Origin of the sequence: Streptomyces sp. NBC_00996 (genome assembly GCF_045162675.1) — a bacterium.
Lineage (GTDB): Bacteria > Actinomycetota > Actinomycetes > Streptomycetales > Streptomycetaceae > Streptomyces.
Genome location: NZ_CP108723.1, coordinates 8507158 through 8526829, shown reverse-complemented (window position 1 = coordinate 8526829; position 19672 = coordinate 8507158). Strand labels below are relative to the sequence as shown.

General features: G+C 69.5%; 21 protein-coding genes and 1 pseudogene. 14 read left to right on the top strand and 8 right to left on the bottom strand.

Translation table 11 applies throughout. The annotated features are described in order from the left end of the window. Positions 1-114: 114 nt before the first annotated feature. The 12 genes from OG390_RS39700 to OG390_RS39645 all read left to right on the top strand — a co-directional run bounded on the left by OG390_RS39700 (position 115) and on the right by OG390_RS39645 (position 10339). Positions 115-687, top strand: a complete 573-nt coding sequence (locus OG390_RS39700) for a GNAT family N-acetyltransferase (protein ID WP_406174693.1) — start codon at positions 115-117, stop codon at positions 685-687. Positions 688-826: 139 nt separating this feature from the next. Next, entirely contained in the window at positions 827-910 is an 84-nt protein-coding gene (locus OG390_RS39695; protein ID WP_309486338.1) for a putative leader peptide, read from the top strand. Between the two features lie 135 nt (positions 911-1045). Next, a complete protein-coding gene (locus tag OG390_RS39690) occupies positions 1046-2740 on the top strand; it encodes a nitrite/sulfite reductase (protein ID WP_406174692.1) in 1695 nt (564 codons plus the stop codon). Then, positions 2737-2916 (top strand): hypothetical protein, encoded by a 180-nt coding sequence (locus OG390_RS39685; RefSeq protein ID WP_406174691.1) that lies wholly within the window; start codon positions 2737-2739, stop codon positions 2914-2916. The genes OG390_RS39690 and OG390_RS39685 overlap by 4 nt, the downstream gene beginning before the upstream one ends. Beyond that, positions 2913-3623 carry a phosphoadenylyl-sulfate reductase gene (locus OG390_RS39680; protein WP_406174690.1) on the top strand — a complete coding sequence of 237 codons (711 nt, stop codon included), beginning with the start codon at positions 2913-2915 and terminating at the stop codon, positions 3621-3623. The genes OG390_RS39685 and OG390_RS39680 overlap by 4 nt, the downstream gene beginning before the upstream one ends. After that, positions 3620-4192, top strand: a complete 573-nt coding sequence (gene cysC / locus OG390_RS39675) for an adenylyl-sulfate kinase (protein WP_399087797.1) — start codon at positions 3620-3622, stop codon at positions 4190-4192. The genes OG390_RS39680 and cysC overlap by 4 nt, the downstream gene beginning before the upstream one ends. Continuing rightward, on the top strand, positions 4189-5139 hold the full coding sequence (gene cysD, locus OG390_RS39670; protein WP_406174688.1) for a sulfate adenylyltransferase subunit CysD: 951 nt from the start codon (positions 4189-4191) through the stop codon (positions 5137-5139). Before cysC ends, cysD begins: the two co-directional genes overlap by 4 nt. Positions 5140-5141: 2 nt before the next feature. Next, on the top strand, positions 5142-6497 hold the full coding sequence (locus OG390_RS39665) for a sulfate adenylyltransferase subunit 1 (RefSeq protein WP_406174686.1): 1356 nt from the start codon (positions 5142-5144) through the stop codon (positions 6495-6497). A 225-nt stretch (positions 6498-6722) separates the two neighbouring features. Continuing rightward, positions 6723-7832 (top strand): aliphatic sulfonate ABC transporter substrate-binding protein, encoded by a 1110-nt coding sequence (locus OG390_RS39660; protein ID WP_406174684.1) that lies wholly within the window; start codon positions 6723-6725, stop codon positions 7830-7832. A gap of 36 nt (positions 7833-7868) precedes the next feature. Further along, positions 7869-8657, top strand: coding sequence for an ABC transporter ATP-binding protein (locus OG390_RS39655; protein WP_406178137.1), 789 nt, complete (start codon positions 7869-7871; stop codon positions 8655-8657). After that, positions 8644-9546: an ABC transporter permease gene (locus tag OG390_RS39650; protein WP_406174682.1), complete on the top strand. Its 903-nt coding sequence runs from the start codon at positions 8644-8646 to the stop codon at positions 9544-9546. Before OG390_RS39655 ends, OG390_RS39650 begins: the two co-directional genes overlap by 14 nt. A 7-nt stretch (positions 9547-9553) precedes the next feature. Continuing rightward, complete coding sequence (locus OG390_RS39645; RefSeq protein ID WP_406174681.1) at positions 9554-10339, top strand: sirohydrochlorin chelatase; 786 nt, start codon at positions 9554-9556, stop codon at positions 10337-10339. A gap of 233 nt (positions 10340-10572) precedes the next feature. Here the strand turns inward: OG390_RS39645 and OG390_RS39640 are convergent. From OG390_RS39640 to OG390_RS39625, 4 genes and pseudogenes are all read right to left on the bottom strand, one after another. Continuing rightward, a pseudogene (locus OG390_RS39640) lies at positions 10573-10689 on the bottom strand (hypothetical protein); the annotation flags it as partial. Positions 10690-11075: 386 nt separating this feature from the next. Continuing rightward, positions 11076-11693, bottom strand: a complete 618-nt coding sequence (locus OG390_RS39635; protein WP_406174679.1) for a DsbA family protein — start codon at positions 11691-11693, stop codon at positions 11076-11078. A gap of 55 nt (positions 11694-11748) precedes the next feature. Further along, the gene (locus tag OG390_RS39630) at positions 11749-12348 is read right to left on the bottom strand and encodes a TIGR03086 family metal-binding protein (protein WP_406174677.1); all 600 of its coding nucleotides are present in this window, start codon (positions 12346-12348) and stop codon (positions 11749-11751) included. Between the two features lie 65 nt (positions 12349-12413). Next, a complete protein-coding gene (locus tag OG390_RS39625; protein ID WP_406174675.1) occupies positions 12414-12557 on the bottom strand; it encodes a hypothetical protein in 144 nt (47 codons plus the stop codon). 124 nt (positions 12558-12681) lie between these two features. On the opposite strand from OG390_RS39625, the gene OG390_RS39620 reads away from it, so the two are divergent. Continuing rightward, positions 12682-13578: a transglutaminase-like domain-containing protein gene (locus OG390_RS39620; RefSeq protein WP_406174673.1), complete on the top strand. Its 897-nt coding sequence runs from the start codon at positions 12682-12684 to the stop codon at positions 13576-13578. Here OG390_RS39620 and OG390_RS39615 read toward each other — a convergent pair. After that, the gene (locus OG390_RS39615) at positions 13514-13888 is read right to left on the bottom strand and encodes a DUF4440 domain-containing protein (RefSeq protein ID WP_406174671.1); all 375 of its coding nucleotides are present in this window, start codon (positions 13886-13888) and stop codon (positions 13514-13516) included. The genes OG390_RS39620 and OG390_RS39615 overlap by 65 nt on opposite strands. Next, a complete protein-coding gene (locus tag OG390_RS39610) occupies positions 13881-14429 on the bottom strand; it encodes a DUF1697 domain-containing protein (protein WP_406174670.1) in 549 nt (182 codons plus the stop codon). Before OG390_RS39610 ends, OG390_RS39615 begins: the two co-directional genes overlap by 8 nt. Positions 14430-14825: 396 nt before the next feature. On the opposite strand from OG390_RS39610, the gene OG390_RS39605 reads away from it, so the two are divergent. After that, on the top strand, positions 14826-17081 hold the full coding sequence (locus tag OG390_RS39605; protein WP_406174668.1) for an MMPL family transporter: 2256 nt from the start codon (positions 14826-14828) through the stop codon (positions 17079-17081). A 164-nt stretch (positions 17082-17245) separates the two neighbouring features. Here OG390_RS39605 and mgt read toward each other — a convergent pair whose 3' ends face one another. Together mgt and OG390_RS39595 are read right to left on the bottom strand one after the other, a co-directional pair. Further along, entirely contained in the window at positions 17246-18487 is a 1242-nt protein-coding gene (gene mgt / locus OG390_RS39600; protein ID WP_406174667.1) for a macrolide-inactivating glycosyltransferase, read from the bottom strand. A 256-nt stretch (positions 18488-18743) separates the two neighbouring features. Next, the gene (locus OG390_RS39595; RefSeq protein WP_406174665.1) at positions 18744-19613 is read right to left on the bottom strand and encodes a carbohydrate ABC transporter permease; all 870 of its coding nucleotides are present in this window, start codon (positions 19611-19613) and stop codon (positions 18744-18746) included. Between the last annotated feature and the right edge of the window lie 59 nt (positions 19614-19672).

Here is a 19672-nt window from a genome sequence, read left to right as displayed (position 1 = left end):
CGACGGCTCGCCGGCGCAGACGCCCAGCTGCGAGGGCCCTCCGGGAAAGGATCCCGGCGATCTCCCGTGGGCCGCTTTTGGAGACGCACCCGCCCCCATGGTTCCCTGGCCCGCATGAGCAACCTCACCGTGACCACCTGGTCCCTGGAGCAGACGGCCCCGACCGACCTGCTCCCCGCGATCGGCCCCGACGGGGACGTCCGGATCGTGCGCGCCGAGGTCCCCTCGCCCGAGTTCAGCCGCTTCCTGTACTCGTCGGTCGGCGGAGACATCCGCTGGACGGACCGGCTCGGCTGGACGTACGCGCAGTGGCTGGAGTCGCTGGAGCGACCGGGCGTGGAGACCTGGGTCGCCTACGACAGGGGTACGCCCGCGGGCTATGTCGAGCTGGACCCCCAGGACGACGGCGTCGTGGAGATCGTCTACTTCGGGCTGATCCCCGCCTTCCGGGGACGCCGCATCGGCGGACACCTGCTCTCGTACGGCGTCGCGCGGGCCTGGGACCTGGCCGACCGCTGGCCGGGGCGGGCCGAGACCAAGCGGGTCTGGCTGCATACCTGCAGCAAGGACGGGGAGCACGCGATGGACAACTACCTGCGTCGCGGCTTCAAGCTCTTCGACACCAAGGTCGAGGAGGAGGCGGACGTGGCCACGCCGGGCCCGTGGCCGGGAGCGCGGGCGGTCTGAGCTGCTGATGGCCCGATTCGGTACGGTCGGAGGCCCGGCCGTGTGACCGACGACACCCTTGTCTCACGATTCGGGACAAGGGTGTCCACATGATGGATGACGGTGGACTGGCCCGAGATCCACGTGACACGCTTCCGTCATGTCTGGAACTGGAATTGCCTTGGTGAGTCGGCGGCACGTCGACCTCGGCCGCATGTCCAGCGCCATCTGTCCGGCGAGCTGACCAGCCCAGCACCGCCCGACCCTTTCCCTTTTGCGATCCTTGCGCAGTGACGCGCCCATACATCCGTATGCGCCCGTATGCGCAGGTCAGAGCCGCTGACAGACCTGTCCCGCAGTCTCGAAGGACGTAGCAACCATGGCCGCCACCCCGCAGAATCCCGCCGCCGCGCCCCGCCGCAAGGTGAGCCGTCACCGCGGCGAGGGTCAGTGGGCCGTGGGTCACTTCACCCCGCTCAACGGCAACGAACAGTTCAAGAAGGACGACGACGGTCTCAATGTGCGGACACGCATTGAGACGATCTACTCCAAGCGGGGCTTCGACTCGATCGACCCCAACGACCTGCGCGGCCGGATGCGCTGGTGGGGTCTGTACACCCAGCGCAAGCCCGGGATCGACGGCGGCAAGACCGCGGTCCTGGAGCCCGAGGAGCTGGACGACAAGTACTTCATGCTGCGCGTCCGCATCGACGGCGGCCGGCTGACCACCGATCAGCTGCGCGTCATCGGCGAGATCTCTCAGGAGTTCGCGCGCGGCACCGCCGACCTCACCGACCGGCAGAACGTGCAGTACCACTGGATCCGCATCGAGGACGTCCCGGAGATCTGGGAGCGTCTGGAGGCCGTGGGCCTGTCCACGACCGAGGCCTGCGGTGACACGCCCCGCGTCATCCTCGGCTCGCCCGTCGCCGGGATCGCCGAGGACGAGATCATCGACGGCACCCCGGCCATCGACGAGATCCACCGCCGGATCATCGGCAACAAGGACTTCTCGAACCTGCCCCGCAAGTTCAAGACCGCGGTCTCCGGCTCGCCGCTCCTCGACGTGGCGCACGAGATCAACGACGTCGCGTTCGTCGGCGTGAACCACCCCGAGCACGGGCCCGGCTTCGACGTCTGGGTCGGCGGCGGCCTCTCCACCAACCCGAAGATCGGTCAGCGCCTCGGCGCCTGGGTCCCGCTGGACGAGGTCCCGGACGTCCACGTGGGCATCCTCTCGATCTTCCGCGACTACGGCTACCGGCGGCTGCGCACCCGCGCCCGCCTGAAGTTCCTGGTCGCCGACTGGGGTGTCGAGAAGTTCCGTCAGGTCCTGGAGGACGAGTACCTGCAGCGGAAGCTCGTCGACGGCCCGGCGCCCGACCAGCCGGTCGCCCGCTGGCGCGACCACGTCGGTGTGCACCGGCAGCAGGACGGCCGCTACTACGTCGGCTTCGCCCCGCGCGTGGGCCGCGTGGACGGCGCGACCCTCACGAAGATCGCCGAACTGGCCGCGGCACACGGCTCCGGCCGCCTGCGCACGACCGTCGAGCAGAAGATGATCGTGCTCGACGTCGAGCAGGAGCAGATCGACTCGCTGGTGGAGGGCCTCGAAGCCCTCGACCTGACCGTCAAGCCTTCGCCCTTCCGGCGCGGCACGATGGCCTGCACCGGCATCGAGTACTGCAAGCTCGCCATCGTCGAGACCAAGGCGCGCGGTGCCTCGCTGATCGACGAACTCGAGCGCCGCATCCCCGAGTTCGACGAGCCCATCACCATCAACATCAACGGCTGCCCGAACGCCTGCGCCCGTATCCAGGTCGCGGACATCGGTCTCAAGGGCCAGCTGGTCCTCAACGACCAGGGCGAGCAGGTCGAGGGCTTCCAGGTGCACCTCGGCGGAGCGCTCGGCCTGGAGGCCGGTTTCGGCCGCAAGGTCCGTGGCCTGAAGGTCACTTCGGAAGAGCTGCCCGACTATGTCGAGCGGGTCCTGAAGCGCTTCCAGGAGGAGCGCGAGGACGGCGAGCGCTTCGCCACCTGGGCCTCGCGCGCCGACGAGGAGTCGCTGTCATGAGCGAGCGGGCCGCCCCCTTCTACTGCCCCTACTGCGGTGATGAGGACCTTCGTCCGAGCGAGCAGGGCCACGGCGCGTGGGAATGCGCGGCGTGCAATCGAGCCTTCCAGTTGAAGTTCCTCGGGCTGCTCGCCCGTGGGGTTCGGCGTACTGAAGGTGGAGGGGACGAGATATGACGACCATTCAGGAAGAGCGTACGGGCGAGGACTTGAAGAGCCTCGCCGAGCAGGCGGGGCGCGACCTCGAGGACGCGTCCGCCCTGGAGATCCTCCGGTGGGCGGCCGAGACCTTCGGCAAGAAGTTCTGCGTGACCTCCTCCATGGAGGACGCAGTGGTCGCCCACCTGGCGTCCCGCGCGTTCCCCGGTGTGGACGTCGTCTTCCTCGACACCGGCTACCACTTCCCGGAGACCATCGGCACCCGCGACGCGGTCGAGGCCGTGATGGACGTCAACGTCATCACGCTCACCCCGCGCCGGACGGTGGCCGAGCAGGACGCCGAGTACGGCCCCCAGCTGCACGACCGCGACCCCGACCTGTGCTGCGCGCTGCGCAAGGTCAAGCCCCTCGAGGAGGGCCTGACCAAGTACGACGCATGGGCGACCGGGCTGCGCCGCGACGAGTCCCCGACCCGGGCGAACACCCCGGTCGTCGGCTGGGACGAGAAGCGGCAGAAGGTCAAGATCTCGCCGATCGCCCGCTGGACGCAGGACGACGTGGACGCGTACGTCGCCGAGCACGGGGTCCTCACCAACCCGCTGCTGATGGACGGTTACGCCTCCGTCGGCTGCGCGCCCTGCACCCGGCGTGTGCTGGAGGGCGAGGACGCGCGCGCCGGCCGCTGGGCGGGCCGCGCGAAGACCGAGTGCGGGCTGCACGGATGACCACGACCACTCAGATTTCTCAGGAGCAGCAAGTGACGACCGGAGCCACCATCTGGCTCACGGGTCTGCCGAGCGCCGGCAAGACCACCATCGCGTACGAGCTGGCCGGCCGGCTGCGCGAGGACGGACACCGCGTCGAGGTACTCGACGGCGACGAGATCCGCGAGTTCCTCTCGTCGGGTCTCGGCTTCTCGCGCGCGGACCGCGACACGAACGTGCAGCGCATCGGCTTTCTCGCCGAACTGCTCTCGCGCAACGGAGTCAAGGCGCTCGTCCCGGTGATCGCCCCCTACGCGGACAGCCGTGAGGCGGTGCGCGGGCGCCACCAGAAGGGCGGCACGCCGTACCTCGAGGTCCACGTGGCCACCCCGGTCGAGGTCTGCTCCGTCCGCGATGTGAAGGGCCTGTACGCCAAGCAGGCCGCGGGCGAGATTTCCGGCCTCACCGGCGTCGACGACCCCTACGAAGAGCCCGAGTCACCCGATCTGCGGATCGAGTCGCACACCCAGACCGTGCAGGAGTCCGCGGCCGCGCTGCATGCGCTGCTCACCGAGAGGGGTCTCGCATGACGACCGCAGCCACTGTCTCCGAGGCAGCCGGTGATTCCGAGGAGTCCAGCCCGTACGCGCTGTCGCATCTGGACGCGCTGGAGTCCGAGGCCGTCCACATCTTCCGCGAGGTCGCCGGCGAGTTCGAGCGGCCGGTGATCCTCTTCTCCGGTGGCAAGGACTCCATCGTCATGCTGCACCTCGCGCTGAAGGCGTTCGCCCCCGCGGCGGTCCCCTTCTCGCTGCTGCACGTGGACACCGGACACAACTTCCCCGAAGTCCTCGAGTACCGCGACCGCACCGTGAAGAAGCACGGCCTGCGTCTGCACGTCGCCTCCGTGCAGGACTACATCGACGCGGGCAAGCTGCGCGAACGCCCGGACGGTACCCGTAACCCGCTGCAGACCGTGCCGCTCACCGAGAAGATCCAGTCCGAGCGCTTCGACGCCGTCTTCGGCGGCGGACGCCGCGATGAGGAGAAGGCCCGGGCCAAGGAACGCGTCTTCTCACTGCGCGACGAGTTCTCCCAGTGGGACCCGCGCCGCCAGCGCCCCGAACTGTGGCAGCTCTACAACGGCCGCCACGCCCCCGGCGAACACGTCCGCGTCTTCCCGCTGTCCAACTGGACCGAACTCGATGTATGGCAGTACATCGCCCGCGAAGGCATCGAACTGCCCGAGATCTACTTCGCGCACGACCGTGAGGTCTTCAAGCGGTCCGGCATGTGGCTGACCGCCGGTGAGTGGGGCGGCCCGAAGGACGGCGAGACGGTCGAGAAGCGGCTCGTCCGCTACCGGACCGTCGGTGACATGTCCTGCACGGGCGCCGTCGACTCCGACGCGACCACGTTGGACGCCGTCATCGCCGAGATCGCCGCCTCCCGACTCACCGAGCGGGGCGCCACCCGCGCCGACGACAAGATGTCCGAGGCCGCGATGGAAGACCGCAAGCGCGAGGGGTACTTCTAGACATGACCAGCACCACCGAACCCACCGAGCCCCTGTCGGTCGAGCAGTTGTCGGCGACCACCCTGCTGCGCTTCGCGACCGCCGGTTCCGTCGACGACGGCAAGTCCACGCTCGTCGGACGTCTGCTGCACGACTCCAAGTCCGTCCTGACGGACCAGCTGGAGGCCGTCGAGCGCGTCTCCGCCAGCCGTGGCCAGGACGCGCCCGACCTCGCCCTCCTCACCGACGGCCTGCGCGCCGAGCGCGAACAGGGCATCACCATCGACGTCGCATACCGCTACTTCGCCACCGCACGCCGCCGCTTCATCCTGGCCGACACCCCCGGACACGTGCAGTACACCCGGAACATGGTCACCGGCGCCTCCACCGCCGACCTGGCCGTCGTCCTCGTGGACGCGCGCAACGGCGTCATCGAGCAGACCCGCCGGCACGCCGCCGTCGCCGCGCTGCTGCGCGTCCCGCACGTGGTCCTCGCGGTCAACAAGATGGACCTCGTCGACTACCAGGAGCCCGTCTTCGCCGCGATCGCCGAGGAGTTCACGGCGTACGCCTCCGAGCTGGGCGTCCCCGAGATCACCGCGATCCCGATCTCGGCGCTCGCCGGTGACAACGTGGTGGAAGCCTCCGCGAACATGGACTGGTACGGCGGTCCGACGGTCCTGGAGCACCTGGAGACCGTGCCGGTCAGCCACGACCTGGCGCACTGCCACGCGCGGCTGCCCGTGCAGTACGTGATCCGCCCGCAGACCGCCGAGCACCCCGACTACCGGGGTTACGCCGGTCAGATCGCGGCCGGCACCTTCCGCGTCGGCTCCGAGGTCACGGTCCTGCCCTCCGGTCGTACGTCGAAGATCGCCGGAATCGACCTGCTGGGCAAGCCGGTCGACGTGGCCTGGACCCCGCAGTCGGTGACCCTCCTGCTGGAGGACGACATCGACATCTCGCGCGGCGACCTGATCGTCCCGAGCAAGGACGCGCCTCCGACCACGCAGGATGTCGAGGCGACCGTCTGCCATGTGGCCGACCAGCCACTCACCGTCGGCCACCGCGTGCTGCTCAAGCACGGCACCCGCACGGTCAAGGCGATCGTCAAGGACATCCCGTCCCGGCTGACGCTGGACGACCTCTCCCTGCACCCGCACCCGGGCCGGCTGGTCGCCAACGACATCGGCCGCGTCAAGATCCGTACCGCCGAGCCGCTGCCGCTCGACTCGTACGCCGACTCCCGCCGCACCGGCGCGTTCATCCTGATCGACCCGGCCGACGGCACCACGCTCACCGCGGGCATGGTCGGCGAGTCGTTCGCGTCGCCGGAGCCGGTCAAGGACGAGGGCGACGACGACGGGTGGGACTTCTGACATGCCGTCCAGCGACATCTACTCCACGTTCGCGAAAGAGGGCGGCCGCGTCGGCAGCGGCGCCCTCGGCAGCGGGCAGGGCGGAGTGGCGCGATGTGCGCGATGACGTACGCGCACTGCCTGCGCGCCCTCGCCCCCCGCCGCCTGCGAAAACGAAGACCTGCCGACTTCCCGGCCACGACCTGAGAGATCGTGACCGCCGGGCCAACGAGAGGAACACCTCCCGTGCCTGCCATCCGCTCCAGCCTTGTCCGTCGCGGCCTAGCCGCCGCCGTGGCACTTCCCCTCGTCGCCCTCGCCGCCTGCAGCTACGGCTCCGAGGCGAAGGACGACACCAAGGCGAAGGTCGCCGCCGGTGCGAAGAAGATCGACGGACTGGACTCCGTGAAGATCGGCTACTTCGGCAACCTGACCCACGCCACCGCGCTGGTCGGCAACCAGAAGGGCTTCTTCCAGAGGGAGCTCGGTGCCACCGAGGCGAAGTACCAGACCTTCAACGCCGGGCCCTCCGAGATCGAGGCGCTGAACTCGGGCTCCATCGACATCGGCTGGATCGGCCCCTCGCCGGCCATCAACGGCTTCACCAAGTCCAACGGCAAGAACCTGCGCATCATCGGCGGTTCGGCGTCCGACGGTGTGAAGCTCGTGGTCAACCCGCAGAAGATCAAGTCCCTGAAGGACGTCAAGGGCAAGAAGATCGCGACCCCGCAGCTGGGCAACACGCAGGACGTCGCGTTCCTCAACTGGATCGCGGACCAGGGCTGGAAGGTCGACGCGCAGAGCGGCAAGGGTGACGTCTCGGTCGTCCGCACGGACAACAAGATCACCCCGGACGCCTACAAGTCCGGCTCCATCGACGGCGCCTGGGTGCCGGAGCCGACCGCGTCCAAGCTGGTCGCCGAGGGCGGCAAGGAACTGCTCGACGAGTCGACGCTGTGGCCCGACAAGAAGTTCGTGATCACGAACATCATCGTGCGGCAGAGCTTCCTGAAGGAGCACCCGAAGGCCGTCGAAGCCGTGCTGAAGGCCTCGGTCGAGACCAACAAGTGGATCAACGCCAATTCGGACGAGGCGAAGGCCGCGGCGAACAAGCAGCTGGAGTCGGACTCCGGCAAGGCGCTCCCGGCCAACGTCCTCGCCCCGGCCTGGAAGTCCATCCAGATCACCAATGACCCGCTGGCCGCCACCCTCAACACCGAGGCGGAGCACGCGGTGAAGGCGGGTCTGCTGGAGAAGCCCGACCTGACGGGCATCTACGACCTCACGCTCCTGAACAAGGTCCTCAAGGGCGCGGGCGAGAGCACGGTCGACGACGCCGGTCTCGGCGTCAAGTAAGCCCGGATCCCGATGAGTTCCCAGGAGGTGACGACCATGGCCACGGCCTTCGCCAAGGCCGCCGACGCCACGACGTCGGTCGAGTACGCGGCGCGCATCGAGCACGTCTCGAAGTCCTTCGCCGGTCCCGCCGGGCAGCAGCTCGTCCTGGACGACATCACCCTCGATGTCGCGCCCGGCGAGTTCGTCACCCTCCTGGGGGCCTCGGGCTGCGGCAAGTCGACGCTGCTCAACCTGGTCGCGGGCCTCGACGCCCCGACCGCGGGCAACATCACGACACACGGGCGCCCTGCCCTGATGTTCCAGGAGCATGCCCTCTTCCCGTGGCTGACCGCGGGCAAGAACATCGAACTCGCCCTGAAGCTCAGGGGAGTTCCGAAGGCCGATCGGCGCGGCAAGGCCGAGGAGCTGCTCGAACTCGTACGGCTCAAGGGCGCGTACGGCAAGCGCGTGCACGAGCTCTCCGGTGGTATGCGCCAGCGGGTCGCGATGGCCCGGGCGCTCGCGCAGGACAGCCAGATCCTGCTGATGGACGAGCCGTTCGCGGCGCTGGACGCCATCACCCGGGACATGCTCCACGACGAACTGACCCGGATCTGGAGCGAGACGGGCCTGTCCGTCCTCTTCGTCACGCACAACGTGCGCGAGGCGGTGCGGCTCGCGCAGCGCGTGATCCTGCTGTCCTCCCGTCCCGGGCGGATCGCGCGCGAGTGGACCGTGGACATTCCGCAGCCGCGCCGCATCGAGGACGCCCCCGTGGCGGAACTGTCCATCGAGATCACCGAACAACTGCGTGGGGAGATCCGCCGCCATGGCCAGCACTGAGACGAAGGCCGGCGCAGCCGTCAAGGACAACGTCGAGCTGGGCGGTCTGGAGGCGGGACTCGACGCGCTGGAGTCCTCCGCCGCCGGCCGCAGGTCCTTCGGCACGACGTTCCGGCAGAAGGTGCTGCCGCCGCTCGTCGCCTTCGCGGTGGTCCTGGTGGCCTGGCAGGCGCTGATCACGTTCAAGATCGTCGACGACCCGACCAAGCTGCCCTCGCCGTCCGACGTATGGAACGAGGTCCAGAACGCCTGGCTGCAGGGCACGCTGCTCGACTACATCTGGACCAGCGTCTCGCGCGGTCTGCTCGGCTTCCTGTTCGCCCTGGCGATCGGCACCCCGCTGGGCCTGCTGGTGGCCCGCGTGAAGTTCGTCCGCGCCGCGATCGGCCCGATCCTTTCGGGCCTGCAGTCCCTGCCCTCAGTGGCGTGGGTCCCGCCGGCCGTGATCTGGCTGGGCCTGAACAACTCGATGATGTACGCGGTGATCCTGCTCGGCGCCGTCCCGTCGATCGCCAACGGCCTGGTGTCGGGCGTCGACCAGGTGCCCCCGCTCTTCCTGCGGGCGGGCCGCACGATGGGGGCGACGGGCCTGCGCGGGACCTGGCACATCGTCATGCCGGCCGCGCTGCCCGGCTATCTGGCCGGTCTGAAGCAGGGCTGGGCGTTCTCCTGGCGGTCCCTGATGGCGGCGGAGATCATCGCCTCCTCCCCCGACCTGGGCGTGGGCCTCGGCCAGCTGCTGGAGAACGGCCGCAACGCCAGCTCCATGCCGATGGTCTTCCTCGCCATCTTCCTGATCCTGTTCGTCGGCATCGCCATCGACCTGCTCATCTTCACCCCGGTGGAGCGGTGGGTACTGCGCAGCCGCGGTCTCCTGGTGAAGAGCTGAGCCCGTCATGAGTCAGCCGGTCCTTCTGGTCATCGCCCACGGCAGCCGCGATCCGCGCCATGCCGCGACGGTGGATGCCCTGGTGCGGCGGGTCCGGGCCCAGCGCCCCGGCCTGCGCGTGGAGACCGGCTTCCTCGACTTCAACATCCCCTCGGTGCGGGGGGTGCTGGAGTCCCTGGCAGAGGAGGTGCGGCGCGAAGCGCCTCGTTGGAGGGGTGGTGGCGGGCGACGGGAGGGAGTACGGGACGTGGTGGCCCTCCCGTTGCTGCTGACCCGCGCCTTCCACGCGAAGGCGGACATCCCGGCGGTGCTGCGGGAGGCCCCGTCGCGACTGCGCATCCACCAGGCGGAGGTGCTCGGCCCGTCCCCCCTGCTGACCGCCGCGCTGGAACGTCGTTTGTACGAGGCGGGGCTGACCCCCGCCGACAAGTCCTCGACCGGGGTCGTGCTGGCCTCGGCGGGGTCCACAGACCCGGAGGCGATCGCAGTGATCGCTGAAATCGCGCGGGAGTGGCGGCACACCGGCTGGTGCGCCGTGCGACCTGCGTTCGCCTCCGCCTCCCTTCCGCGCACCGAGGACGCCGTGCGCGAGCTGCGCGCCCTCGGCTGCGCACGCGTCGCGGTCGCCCCCTACGTCCTCGCGCCCGGCTTCCTGCCGGACCGTATCGCGCGGGGGGCCGCCGAGGCCGATGTACTGGCCGATGTGCTCGGTCCAGCGCCGGAGGTGGCGCGCGTCCTGCTGGAGCGGTACGACGAGGCGCGCGTACCGACGCCGGCGGCCGTCGGCGCCTGACGGCACCGTCGGCCGCCCCCGGGCACGTGCGGGGTGGGGGTGTAGCCCGCCTGGATCTCGGAGAAGCCCTCGGGCCGGGACGGCGTGAGCCAGGTGGCATAGCTGAACTGCAGCCCACGGAAGGCGATGTCGTGGACGGGAGCGGAGGCGGTCCCCTGTCCGTCGATCAGCTTCTCGGCCTGCGCCGCCTCGACATCCGCCCGGGCCAGGTTCTCGCCCTTGCGCGGCAGGTAGTAGACGCGGTGCGCGGCGCCGTCGAGATACCACTCACCGGGCTGGTCCAGGAGTTCGTACGCGTTCTCGATGTACGTCGCCCTGCCGCTGTTGGTGAGATGGCCCGGGCCGACCATGCTGACGGTACGGCCGGGGATGTCGGGGAACTCGACCCGCTTGTTGGAGTTGTCCCAACACGGCTGGACCATCATGATCGTGGTGCCCTCGGCGGCGGCGATACGGCAGCGCGGCTCGGTCCACTGGCCGAGCCCGTTGCGCTCGATGTTCCAGAGGGCCTCGCCGCTGGTGTAGACGAACTCGGCGTCGGACGGGTGCCGCCAGTGGGCGAGCGTGTCGGAGGACGCCGTGTAGCCGACGGCGGTCTGGGTGAGGCGGACGGGGACGGCGCCGCGGGCCCGCTGGGCGCGCACCCCGTCGACGTACAACTGATGCAAAGAACGACGCAAGTCCCTTCTCTCGGGCGGTGATTCATCCGAGCAGCGTTCAGATTCCAGACCATCGTTCAGTCGAACGACAGCCCGCCGGTCCGGGTCCGCTTGAGCTCGAAGAAGTCCGGGTTTGCGGCGAGGACGCGGAAACTGTCGAAGAGCTCCGCCGCCTTCTCGCCGCGCGGAACGGCCCGCAGCACCGGACCGAACCACACCGTTCCCTCGACGTGGATGGTCGGTGTCCCCACATAGGCGTCGGAGTCGCGTTCCTTGCCCGCGTCATGTCTCCGGCGCACCGCCTCGTCGTACGACACGTCATGTGCCGCTTCGGCCAGTTCGGCCGGGAGACCGAGTTCGGCCAGGGAGTCGGCCACGACGGCGTCGAAGTCCTCGGCCCTGCGCTCGTGGATGCGGGTGCCGAAGGCCGTGTAGAGGTCGCGCAGCACCTTCTCGCCGTGCCGCTCGGCGGCCGCCACCGCGACCCGCACGGGGCCGATGGACTTGTCGACCAACTCCCGGTACCAGTCGGGGAGTTCGTTGTCGGCATTGTGCAGGTACAGGCTCATCGGATGAAAGCGGAGGTCGAGCGGCCGCTGCCGCTCGACCTCCAGCATCCAGCGGGAGGTGATCCAGGCGAAAGGGCAGGCGGGGTCGAAGTAGAAGTCGACGCGAGTGGGCGATGTGTTCGTCATGCCGTCGAGCCTAGCCACTCAATGGCACAGAAACATGGTCCAATTCTTCCCGGTATCAATGGTCCAATTCAACCTGGGCCAGACGCGGATCCCTGCCGCTGTGGGCGAGGGCGCGCTCGAAGACAGGCGCGTCGTCCGGCACCGGAACCGGGGCGGCGAAGCCGTCGTACTGGCGGTAGAGCTCGCCGTGCGTGTCGACCACGTCCAGGACGAGCCGGGCGGCGGCGTCCGAGATGCGGTACTCCTGACCGGTGGCGGTCGCGACGTCCCAGCCGTGGACGGCCGTCTCCTTGATGATCATCGAGGCGAGTTCGGCGGCAGGCATCTTCGCCATCCCGAGGTCGACCTCGCCCTCCCATACGGCCGGTTCGTCCCAGGCGGCGACGGCGCGGTCGAGCTGAGCCGCGTACGCCTCGGCCCAGTCGGGGCCGGCCGTGAAGTCACGCCCGGTCAGCTCCTCGGAGAGCTGCTTGCGCAGCGCCCGGTGCTCCAGGCCGTGCGAGGTGTAGAGGACCCAGTGGTTGACCAGGGTGCGGACGTCCCAGCCAGGGCAGTGGGTGGGCCCGTTCAGCTGCTCCACCGTGACGCCGCGCGCGACACGCGCTGCCTCGGCGGCGCATTCGCTCATGTACGAGTGCATGTCGTCGTTCTTCATGCACCTCACGGTAGGAGCGGCGTGCCCGGCACTCTTGAAGAAACGCGACACCTCACGAAGGGGGCTCATTCAGCAGTCGTGGCGGCCGCGTCGTACGAGGCCACCGCCTCGTCGGCGAGCCGCACCAGCTCCGCCACCGACAGCGACCCGGCTTCCCTGCGCTCGCGAAGGTGTTCGGCCGACCCGTACACGGCATCGGCGGAGGCCACCCCCGTACACCGCGTGGGCGGTGTCCTACCGACGCGGGCGCCGTGCGCCTCGCGGACGAGAACATGGCCCGCCCGGACGCCCTGGCTCGACCTTGCCCCTGGGGCAGGCCCGAGGGTCCGAGGCATGGACATCTATCTGACACAGAGCGCGTACAGCGATCCCGGTGACCTCGACGTGAGCGGGCTTTCCAGGGATCTCGGCGCGCTCGCCCATGTCGTAAGGGATGTGCTCATCCACCGGGGCGAGGGTGAACTCTTCGCATACGCCATCCCCGAGCCCCGACTGGCCGGGGACGCCGAGTCACGGTACGTGACGGAAGTGCTGCGGATCCTGCGGGAGCGCGCCGAGCGGCCCCTGACCCGGCGGCGGGAGCCGGACGAACGGTTCGTCGGTACCTGCCGCGACTTCTCCCTGCTGCTGTGCTCGCTGCTGCGGGCGACGGGCACACCGGCCCGGCTGCGCTGCGGTTTCGCCACGTACTTCACCGAGGGCTTCCACGAGGACCACTGGGTCACCGAGTACCGCCTTCCGGACGGCGGTTGGCGGCTCACGGACGCGCAGATCGCGTACGGCCCCTATGACGTGGACTTCGACCCACTGGACGTGCCGAGAGACCGGTTCGTGGTGGCGGGGCAGGCCTGGCGGGAGTGCCGGGCCGGGCGCGCCGACCCCGCCGCCTTCGGAGTCAGCCGGCTCCGCCTCGCGGGCCTCTGGTTCGTGCGGGGCAACGTCCTGCACGATCTGGCCGCCCTCAACGGCGTCGAAGTGCTCCCCTGGGACGGCTGGGGCCCCGAGATTCTCGACGACGCGGCCCTCACCGAGGACGACATCGCGCTGGCCGACACCGTCGCGGCGACCCGATCCGAGGACGAGGTGCGACGGCTGTACGAGGATCCGCGCCTCACTGTCCCGGACGAGATCACCTCGTACACGACCTACGCCGGCGTACGAAAGGTCACGCTGCGTCGGAGTCGTACAGCGTCCCCTGGTGGAAGTGCAGCAGCCATCCCTTCTCGGTGAGCCGCCACAGTGAACTCCGGTGCGCCCGACGGCCGTTGTTGTCGGTGTCGAAGGTGAGGTGGACCAGGTCGGGCGCGAGCTGGACGCCCTTGATGCGGGAGGTGGTGGCGGGCCGGGCCCCGGGTTCGGTCTCGCCGGCCAGCGTGGCGATGATCGAGGCGCGGTCCCAGATCCGCCCCGAAGCGCCGAACTCGTGGAAGTCGGCGTGCAGGAGCGCGCCGACGAGTTCGGGCGAGCGGCGGATCTCCGGGTCGAGCAGACGCAGTTCGCCCTCGATGGCGGCCTCGACCGGGGCGTTGGGCTCAAGCACCGGTCATCTCCTCCAGTTTGACGACGGTGTTCCAGTTGCGGGAGGTGGCGGTGATGCCCTTCAGCAGTCGCGGCTTCGACAGCGTCGCCGCCAGCTTGGAGCGTCCCAGGCCGTCGGGGGCATAGAGGTACAGGACCCGGTCGCCGAGGCGGAACTCCTCCGGCAGGAAGGCCGATTGATCGACCGAGGCGAAGCGCTCGTCGTCGACGGGTCCGGAGAAGTAGGTGGCGTGCAATTGCTTGGCCTCCAGTTCGGCGGCCGGAAACGGGCACGCCTCCCGCACGGCCTTCAGATAGGCATGGTCGCGCACCAGCACGCCGACGGTGAAGCCGAAGTGCTTCTCGATCGCTCGGGCGAGCTCCGCGGCGAGGGACTCCTCGTCGCCGTGGTCGCTGCTGAACACCGCGTTGCCGCTCTGGAGATAGGTGCGTACATCGGTCAGGCCGAGCCCCTCTATCAGGGTGCGCAGCTCGGCCATCGGCACCTTCTTGGCGCCACCCACATTGATCCCGCGCAGCAGCGCCGCGTACGTCGTCGTCATCCGCACACCATAAAGCGGCCGTCGCGCCCCGTGGGGGTGAGCGCGACGGCCGCGGCCCGCGCCGAAAGTTACCTGCGGGTTGGCACGAAACACTGTCCGATCGGCCCGCACAGTTCAACACCTACATAGAGCTGTGACTTAATCAACAACCCTTCGAAATAATATAGAGGACTCCACCCGACAGAACGGACACCCTGATCCACATCCCCGAGAAGTCTCGTTACGTGTAAGGGGCTTCCATCCTCCCCAGTGCGGAGACCCCGGGGTCCGAGGGGAGGAGTCGAGCCCTCGGGGGTTCACCAGGCAGCACGACGAGACCTTCTTGTCCGGCCCATACCTTCATAACGAAAGGTGGCGGCAGGGGGCTGTCACCGCGCACAAGGGGGCTGGCCCGTCATGGGGAACGGAGATACACGGGTGCGGGGCATCGCCGCCCGGGCAGGCGGCTGGAGCGCCCGGCACCGATGGGCGGCCGTCGGAATCTGGGTGCTGTTCGTCGTCCTGGCGATGGGGCTCGGCTCGGCGGCGGGCCGCGTCGATGTCAAGGAGAGCGACCAGCTCAAGGGCGAGACGCACACCGCCGCCAAGATCATCGAGGACGCCGACATCGAGGAGCCGGCCAGTGAGACCGTCCTGATCCAGGCGAAGGACGCGAACACCAAGGCCACGGACGCCGAGTTCAAGAGCGCCGTCGTCGCCGTCGTCAAGGCGGTCGAGGGCACCGGCAAGGTCACGGACGTGACGTCGCCGTACGACACGAAGACGATCTCGAAGGACGGCCGCAGCGCGCTCGTGCAGTTCGACATGCGCGGCGACTCGGAGACCGCGGGCGACCGGGTCGAGCCCGTACTGAACGCCGTCAAGGGCGTGCAGAAGGACCACTCGGGGCTGCGGATCGAGGAGATCGGCGGCGCCAGCATGATGAAGACGTTCGACGACGCGTTCGGGGACGACTTCCAGAAGGCCGAACTCTCCGCGGTGCCGGTTGCCCTCGGCATTCTGCTGATCGCCTTCGGCGCGCTGGTGGCGGCGCTGCTCCCGGTGGCGCTCGCGATCACCGCGATCATGGCGACGATGGGCCTGATGGGCGTCGTCAGCCATGTGATGCCGATGAGCGACACCGCCAACTCCGTAATGCTGCTGGTCGGTCTGGCCGTCGGCGTCGACTACTGCCTGTTCTATCTGCGCCGTGAGCGCGAGGAACGCGCGGCCGGGCGTGACGCCCAGACGGCCCTGCGGGTCGCCGCCGCGACCAGTGGCCGCGCGATCATCGTCTCCGGTGTCACGGTGTGCGTGGCGATGGCGGGCATGCTCTTCACCGGGCTCGCCGAGTTCGAGGCGATGGGCCTGGCCTCGCTGATGGTCGTGGCCGTTGCCATGGTCGGGTCGGTGACCGTGCTGCCCGCGCTGCTCTCGCTGCTGGGCGAGCGGGTCGAGAAGGGCCGGATTCCGTTCCTGCGCAAGGCCATGGAGCGCCGCGCCGCCCGCACCAACGGGGAGAGCCGCTTCTGGACCGCCGTCCTGCGGGGCGTGCTCGCCAAGCCGCTGGTCTCCGTCCTCGTGGCGGCCGGCACGCTGCTGGCGATCGCGGCTCCTGCGATCGGCATGAAGACCCAGAACCTCACGCTGGACCAGGAGTTCGGCGACTCGCTGCCGATCGTGCAGACGTACAACCGCGTCAACGACGCCTTCCCGGGTGGCTCCGAGCCGGCCGAAGTGGTCGTCAAGGCGAAGGACATCAACGCCCCCGAGGTGAAGAGCGCCCTCGCCGACTTCAAGGCGCGGGCGATCAGCTCGGGCGCCTCGCGCGGCCCGGTCGAGATCAAGCTGCACGACGCGCAGAACATCGCCTACGTCTACGTGCCGCTGGTCGGCGGCTCCGACCTGGACAAGGCCGGGGCGAGCCTGGAGAAGCTGCGCGACCAGGTGCGGCCCGCCACCCTCGGCAAGGTCGACGGCGTCCAGGCGCCGATCACCGGACAGGTCGCAGGATCGCACGACTTCAACGACCAGCTCGGCGGCGCCGTCCTCCCGGTCTTCGCGTTCGTCGTGGTCTTCGCCTTCCTGCTGATGCTCCTCTCCTTCCGCTCGCTGACGGTCGCGATCACCTCGATCGTGCTGAACCTGCTGTCGGTGGGCGCGGCATACGGCATCCTCGTGGCCGTCTTCCAGCACGGCTGGGGCGCGTCCCTGGTGGGCGCGGAGGGCGTCGGCGCCATCATCACCTGGCTGCCGCTGTTCCTCTTCGTGATCCTCTTCGGGCTCTCGATGGACTACCACGTGTTCGTGGTCTCGCGGATTCGTGAGGCGCGGCTGCGCGGCCGCAGCACCAAGGACGCGATCCGGCACGGGGTGGTCACCACGGCCGGTGTCGTCACCAGCGCCGCGGTCATCATGGTCGCCGTCTTCGCGATCTTCGGGACACTGTCCATGCAGTCCATGAAGCAGATGGGTGTGGGCCTGGCCGCCGCGGTGCTCATCGACGCGACGATCATCCGGGGTGTGCTGCTCCCCGCCGTGATGGCCCTGCTCGGCGAGCGCAACTGGTATCTGCCCAAGTGGCTGAACCGGCTGCCCGACCTCACGCACGACGAGACGCCGGAGGCCGTGTTGCCGCCGGCGGCCCGGGAGGGCGAGCGGGCCGGGGTGTAGCCCGGAGGTATGCGGCTGGGCGGTGACTTCCGCCGCATGAGGGCCTGTTGGTTCCCCCGAGGAATCAACAGGCCCTTTCCTCAAGCCCGCCAAAGGCGCTTCCGCGGCACTGCAAGGGGCCACTTGCTCCTGCCCCCGAGCGCGGCTCGGCCTCGATGCGGGGCCTACAGCCCGGTCGCCAGCTCGGCCTCGACGAGGTCGGCCGCCCGTCGTGTGCCGCCTTCCTGTGCCATCTGTTCCCGGATCTCGTGCAGGCGGCGCGCCACTTCGGGATCGTCGGCGATCGAGAGGACGGCCTCGCGCAGGGTCTGGGCGGTGGCCGTCTCCATCGGTACCTGGCGGGCGACACCGAGCGCCTGCAGCGTGTCGGCGTTGCCGAACTGGTCGACGGCCTGCGGTACGGCGACCATCGGCGTGCCGGTGGCCAGCCCCTCCTGACTGCCGCCCGCGCCCGCGTGCGTGATGAACGCGTCGGCCTGCCGCAGCACCGACATCTGGGGCACCCACGGGTGCACCTCCACATTGCCGGGCACCTCACCCAGCTCCGACGGATCGACGAACTTCCCGATCTGCAGCACGACATGCCAGCCCGGCAGATCGCCGAAGGCCCTGACACACTCGCGATAGAAGCCGGGCTGCTTGGTGAAGCTGGAACCCAGTGACACGAGCAGCACCTTCTCGGCGTCGGCGGGCCGCTGCCAATCCCCCTGGGCGGCGCGGTCGCCCTGGCAGGCGCCGACGAAGGTGTAGCGCTTCTCGTCGACACGGTCCGCGTTGGGCTGGAGGACCTTGGGGATGAGGACGAGGCAGCGGTCGGGACGGCCCATGAAGTCCTCGACGCTCAGGTCCATACCGTTCTCGGCGATCCAGCGAGCAAAGGTCTCGTAGAACGCCTTGCCGCGCGGGGTCCGCTCGAGCGGCTCGAACATCGGCTTGCCGACCTCCTCCTCGTACCCCTCCCAGGCCACCAAATTCGGCGAGAGCTGCACGATCGGGACGCCCCAGCGGTGCGCGAGGACCCGGGCGGGGTACGCCGTGATGTCGTACGGCACCAGATCCGGTTCGTCGCCCGCGTACGCCGCCGCGAGCTGCGGTTCGGCCTGCAGCGCGTCTGCCAGGAACGGCTCGATGTTGTCGATCAGCTCGGACCCCCAGGCATCCGGGTCGTCATCGGTGGGCAGCGTCGTCTGCCACAGTTTCGGCTCGGCCCCGGTCTCGGCGATCTTTGCGGCGAAGGCGGGCGGAATCGCGTACGTGACGCGATGCCCGCGTGCGACGAGCTCCCGGATCACTTCGATGCTCGGGTTCACATGGCCGTGGGCCGCGATGGAGAACATGGCGATGTGGGCGCGACGGGTGGTCATGCGGCGAGGCTTGACGAGACGATACGTCTCGTGCAATCGCATTTGCCACGCGCATCGTGATGCGCACGGCGTGATGCGCACGACGCCGGGGCTCTGTTCGCCGTACGCCGGTGGGACGCCGTCGGACGCGGAGCCGAAGCAATGCCCGGCACGCCCCGTACGCCTATGGAGGCGCCGTCGCGGGGCGACGGGGCGGCGGGGCGGCGGGGCGGCGGGGCGGCGGGGCGGCGGGGCGGCGGGGCGGCGGGGCGGCGGGGCAACGACTCATCCGGTAGGACGACATGGGGGGCCGGCGCTGTCACGAGAGGGACGGTTCACCGTGGAGACTCGTCTCGACGAGATCGCCGCGTGTGGTGCCGCTGGAGCGGCTGCGCTGGATCGCTCCGCGGGCAAGCGGTACGCCGACGCGTACGCGGACTTCCGGGAGGCGCGAGCGCTGCGGGAGGCAGGGGCTTGGAGGCCGCACATAAGAAACTTCTTCACCGCCCCGGCAAGCATGCCGCCCCCGGAAGCGGCGCCACGCGCCCGCTCCGTCCATCGCGGCCGCCTCGTGCAGTTCGCGCGGGGTGTTCTGCAGCCCGGCGAGCAGCGCGACCGTGGTCTGCGGCATGCCCGCCCAGACGCCGACCACGATCACGGCGGGCAGGGCGGTGCCGAGGCCGCTCAGCCAGTCGCGGCCGTCGCCGAGGCCGAGGTCACGCAGGGTCTCGTTCAGGATGCCCGCGTCCGGGTTGTAGACGAGCCGCCACATGATGCCGACGACGACCTCGGGCATGGCCCAGGGAATGATCGCGAGGGCCCGCGCCGGCCAGCGGAACCGGAGCTCCTGGTCGAGCAGCAGGGCGAGCCCGAGCGCGAGCAGGAACTGCGGCACGGTCACCCCGACCGCCCACAGCAGACCGATCCGGAAGGAGTCCCAGAACAGCGTGTCGTGCAGCAGGTCCTGGAAGTTGAGGACCCCGGTCCACTGCGTCGCCGTGGTCCGCCCCGACTGCGAGTCCGTGAACGCCAGCGCGATCCCGTACAGCAGGGGTCCGACGCTGAGCACCAGGATCGGGATGAGCGCGGGCAGCACCAGGAACCAGGCCCCGTGGTCGGCGGGACGCCGGTCCCTGCCGCTGCCGGGCACCTGCTTCACCGACCGCCTCGTCGCGGTCGCCAATGTCATGGAATCGGCTCCTTTGGGCGGCTCGTGACGGTCTGGCCGCCCGAGCGGCCCCCGTCATG

What these genes read in the sequence shown, in the direction of transcription:
- OG390_RS39700 (WP_406174693.1), top strand. Translation starts at nt 115, where the DNA reads ATGAGCAACCTCACCGTGACCACCTGGTCCCTGGAGCAGACGGCCCCG.
- OG390_RS39695 (WP_309486338.1), top strand. Translation starts at nt 827, where the DNA reads ATGTCTGGAACTGGAATTGCCTTGGTGAGTCGGCGGCACGTCGACCTC.
- OG390_RS39690 (WP_406174692.1), top strand. Translation starts at nt 1,046, where the DNA reads ATGGCCGCCACCCCGCAGAATCCCGCCGCCGCGCCCCGCCGCAAGGTG.
- OG390_RS39685 (WP_406174691.1), top strand. Translation starts at nt 2,737, where the DNA reads ATGAGCGAGCGGGCCGCCCCCTTCTACTGCCCCTACTGCGGTGATGAG.
- OG390_RS39680 (WP_406174690.1), top strand. Translation starts at nt 2,913, where the DNA reads ATGACGACCATTCAGGAAGAGCGTACGGGCGAGGACTTGAAGAGCCTC.
- cysC (WP_399087797.1), top strand. Translation starts at nt 3,620, where the DNA reads ATGACCACGACCACTCAGATTTCTCAGGAGCAGCAAGTGACGACCGGA.
- cysD (WP_406174688.1), top strand. Translation starts at nt 4,189, where the DNA reads ATGACGACCGCAGCCACTGTCTCCGAGGCAGCCGGTGATTCCGAGGAG.
- OG390_RS39665 (WP_406174686.1), top strand. Translation starts at nt 5,142, where the DNA reads ATGACCAGCACCACCGAACCCACCGAGCCCCTGTCGGTCGAGCAGTTG.
- OG390_RS39655 (WP_406178137.1), top strand. Translation starts at nt 7,869, where the DNA reads ATGGCCACGGCCTTCGCCAAGGCCGCCGACGCCACGACGTCGGTCGAG.
- OG390_RS39650 (WP_406174682.1), top strand. Translation starts at nt 8,644, where the DNA reads ATGGCCAGCACTGAGACGAAGGCCGGCGCAGCCGTCAAGGACAACGTC.
- OG390_RS39645 (WP_406174681.1), top strand. Translation starts at nt 9,554, where the DNA reads ATGAGTCAGCCGGTCCTTCTGGTCATCGCCCACGGCAGCCGCGATCCG.
- OG390_RS39635 (WP_406174679.1), bottom strand. Translation starts at nt 11,693, where the DNA reads ATGACGAACACATCGCCCACTCGCGTCGACTTCTACTTCGACCCCGCC.
- OG390_RS39630 (WP_406174677.1), bottom strand. Translation starts at nt 12,348, where the DNA reads ATGAAGAACGACGACATGCACTCGTACATGAGCGAATGCGCCGCCGAG.
- OG390_RS39620 (WP_406174673.1), top strand. Translation starts at nt 12,682, where the DNA reads ATGGACATCTATCTGACACAGAGCGCGTACAGCGATCCCGGTGACCTC.
- OG390_RS39610 (WP_406174670.1), bottom strand. Translation starts at nt 14,429, where the DNA reads ATGACGACGACGTACGCGGCGCTGCTGCGCGGGATCAATGTGGGTGGC.
- OG390_RS39605 (WP_406174668.1), top strand. Translation starts at nt 14,826, where the DNA reads ATGGGGAACGGAGATACACGGGTGCGGGGCATCGCCGCCCGGGCAGGC.
- mgt (WP_406174667.1), bottom strand. Translation starts at nt 18,487, where the DNA reads ATGCGATTGCACGAGACGTATCGTCTCGTCAAGCCTCGCCGCATGACC.
- OG390_RS39595 (WP_406174665.1), bottom strand. Translation starts at nt 19,613, where the DNA reads ATGACATTGGCGACCGCGACGAGGCGGTCGGTGAAGCAGGTGCCCGGC.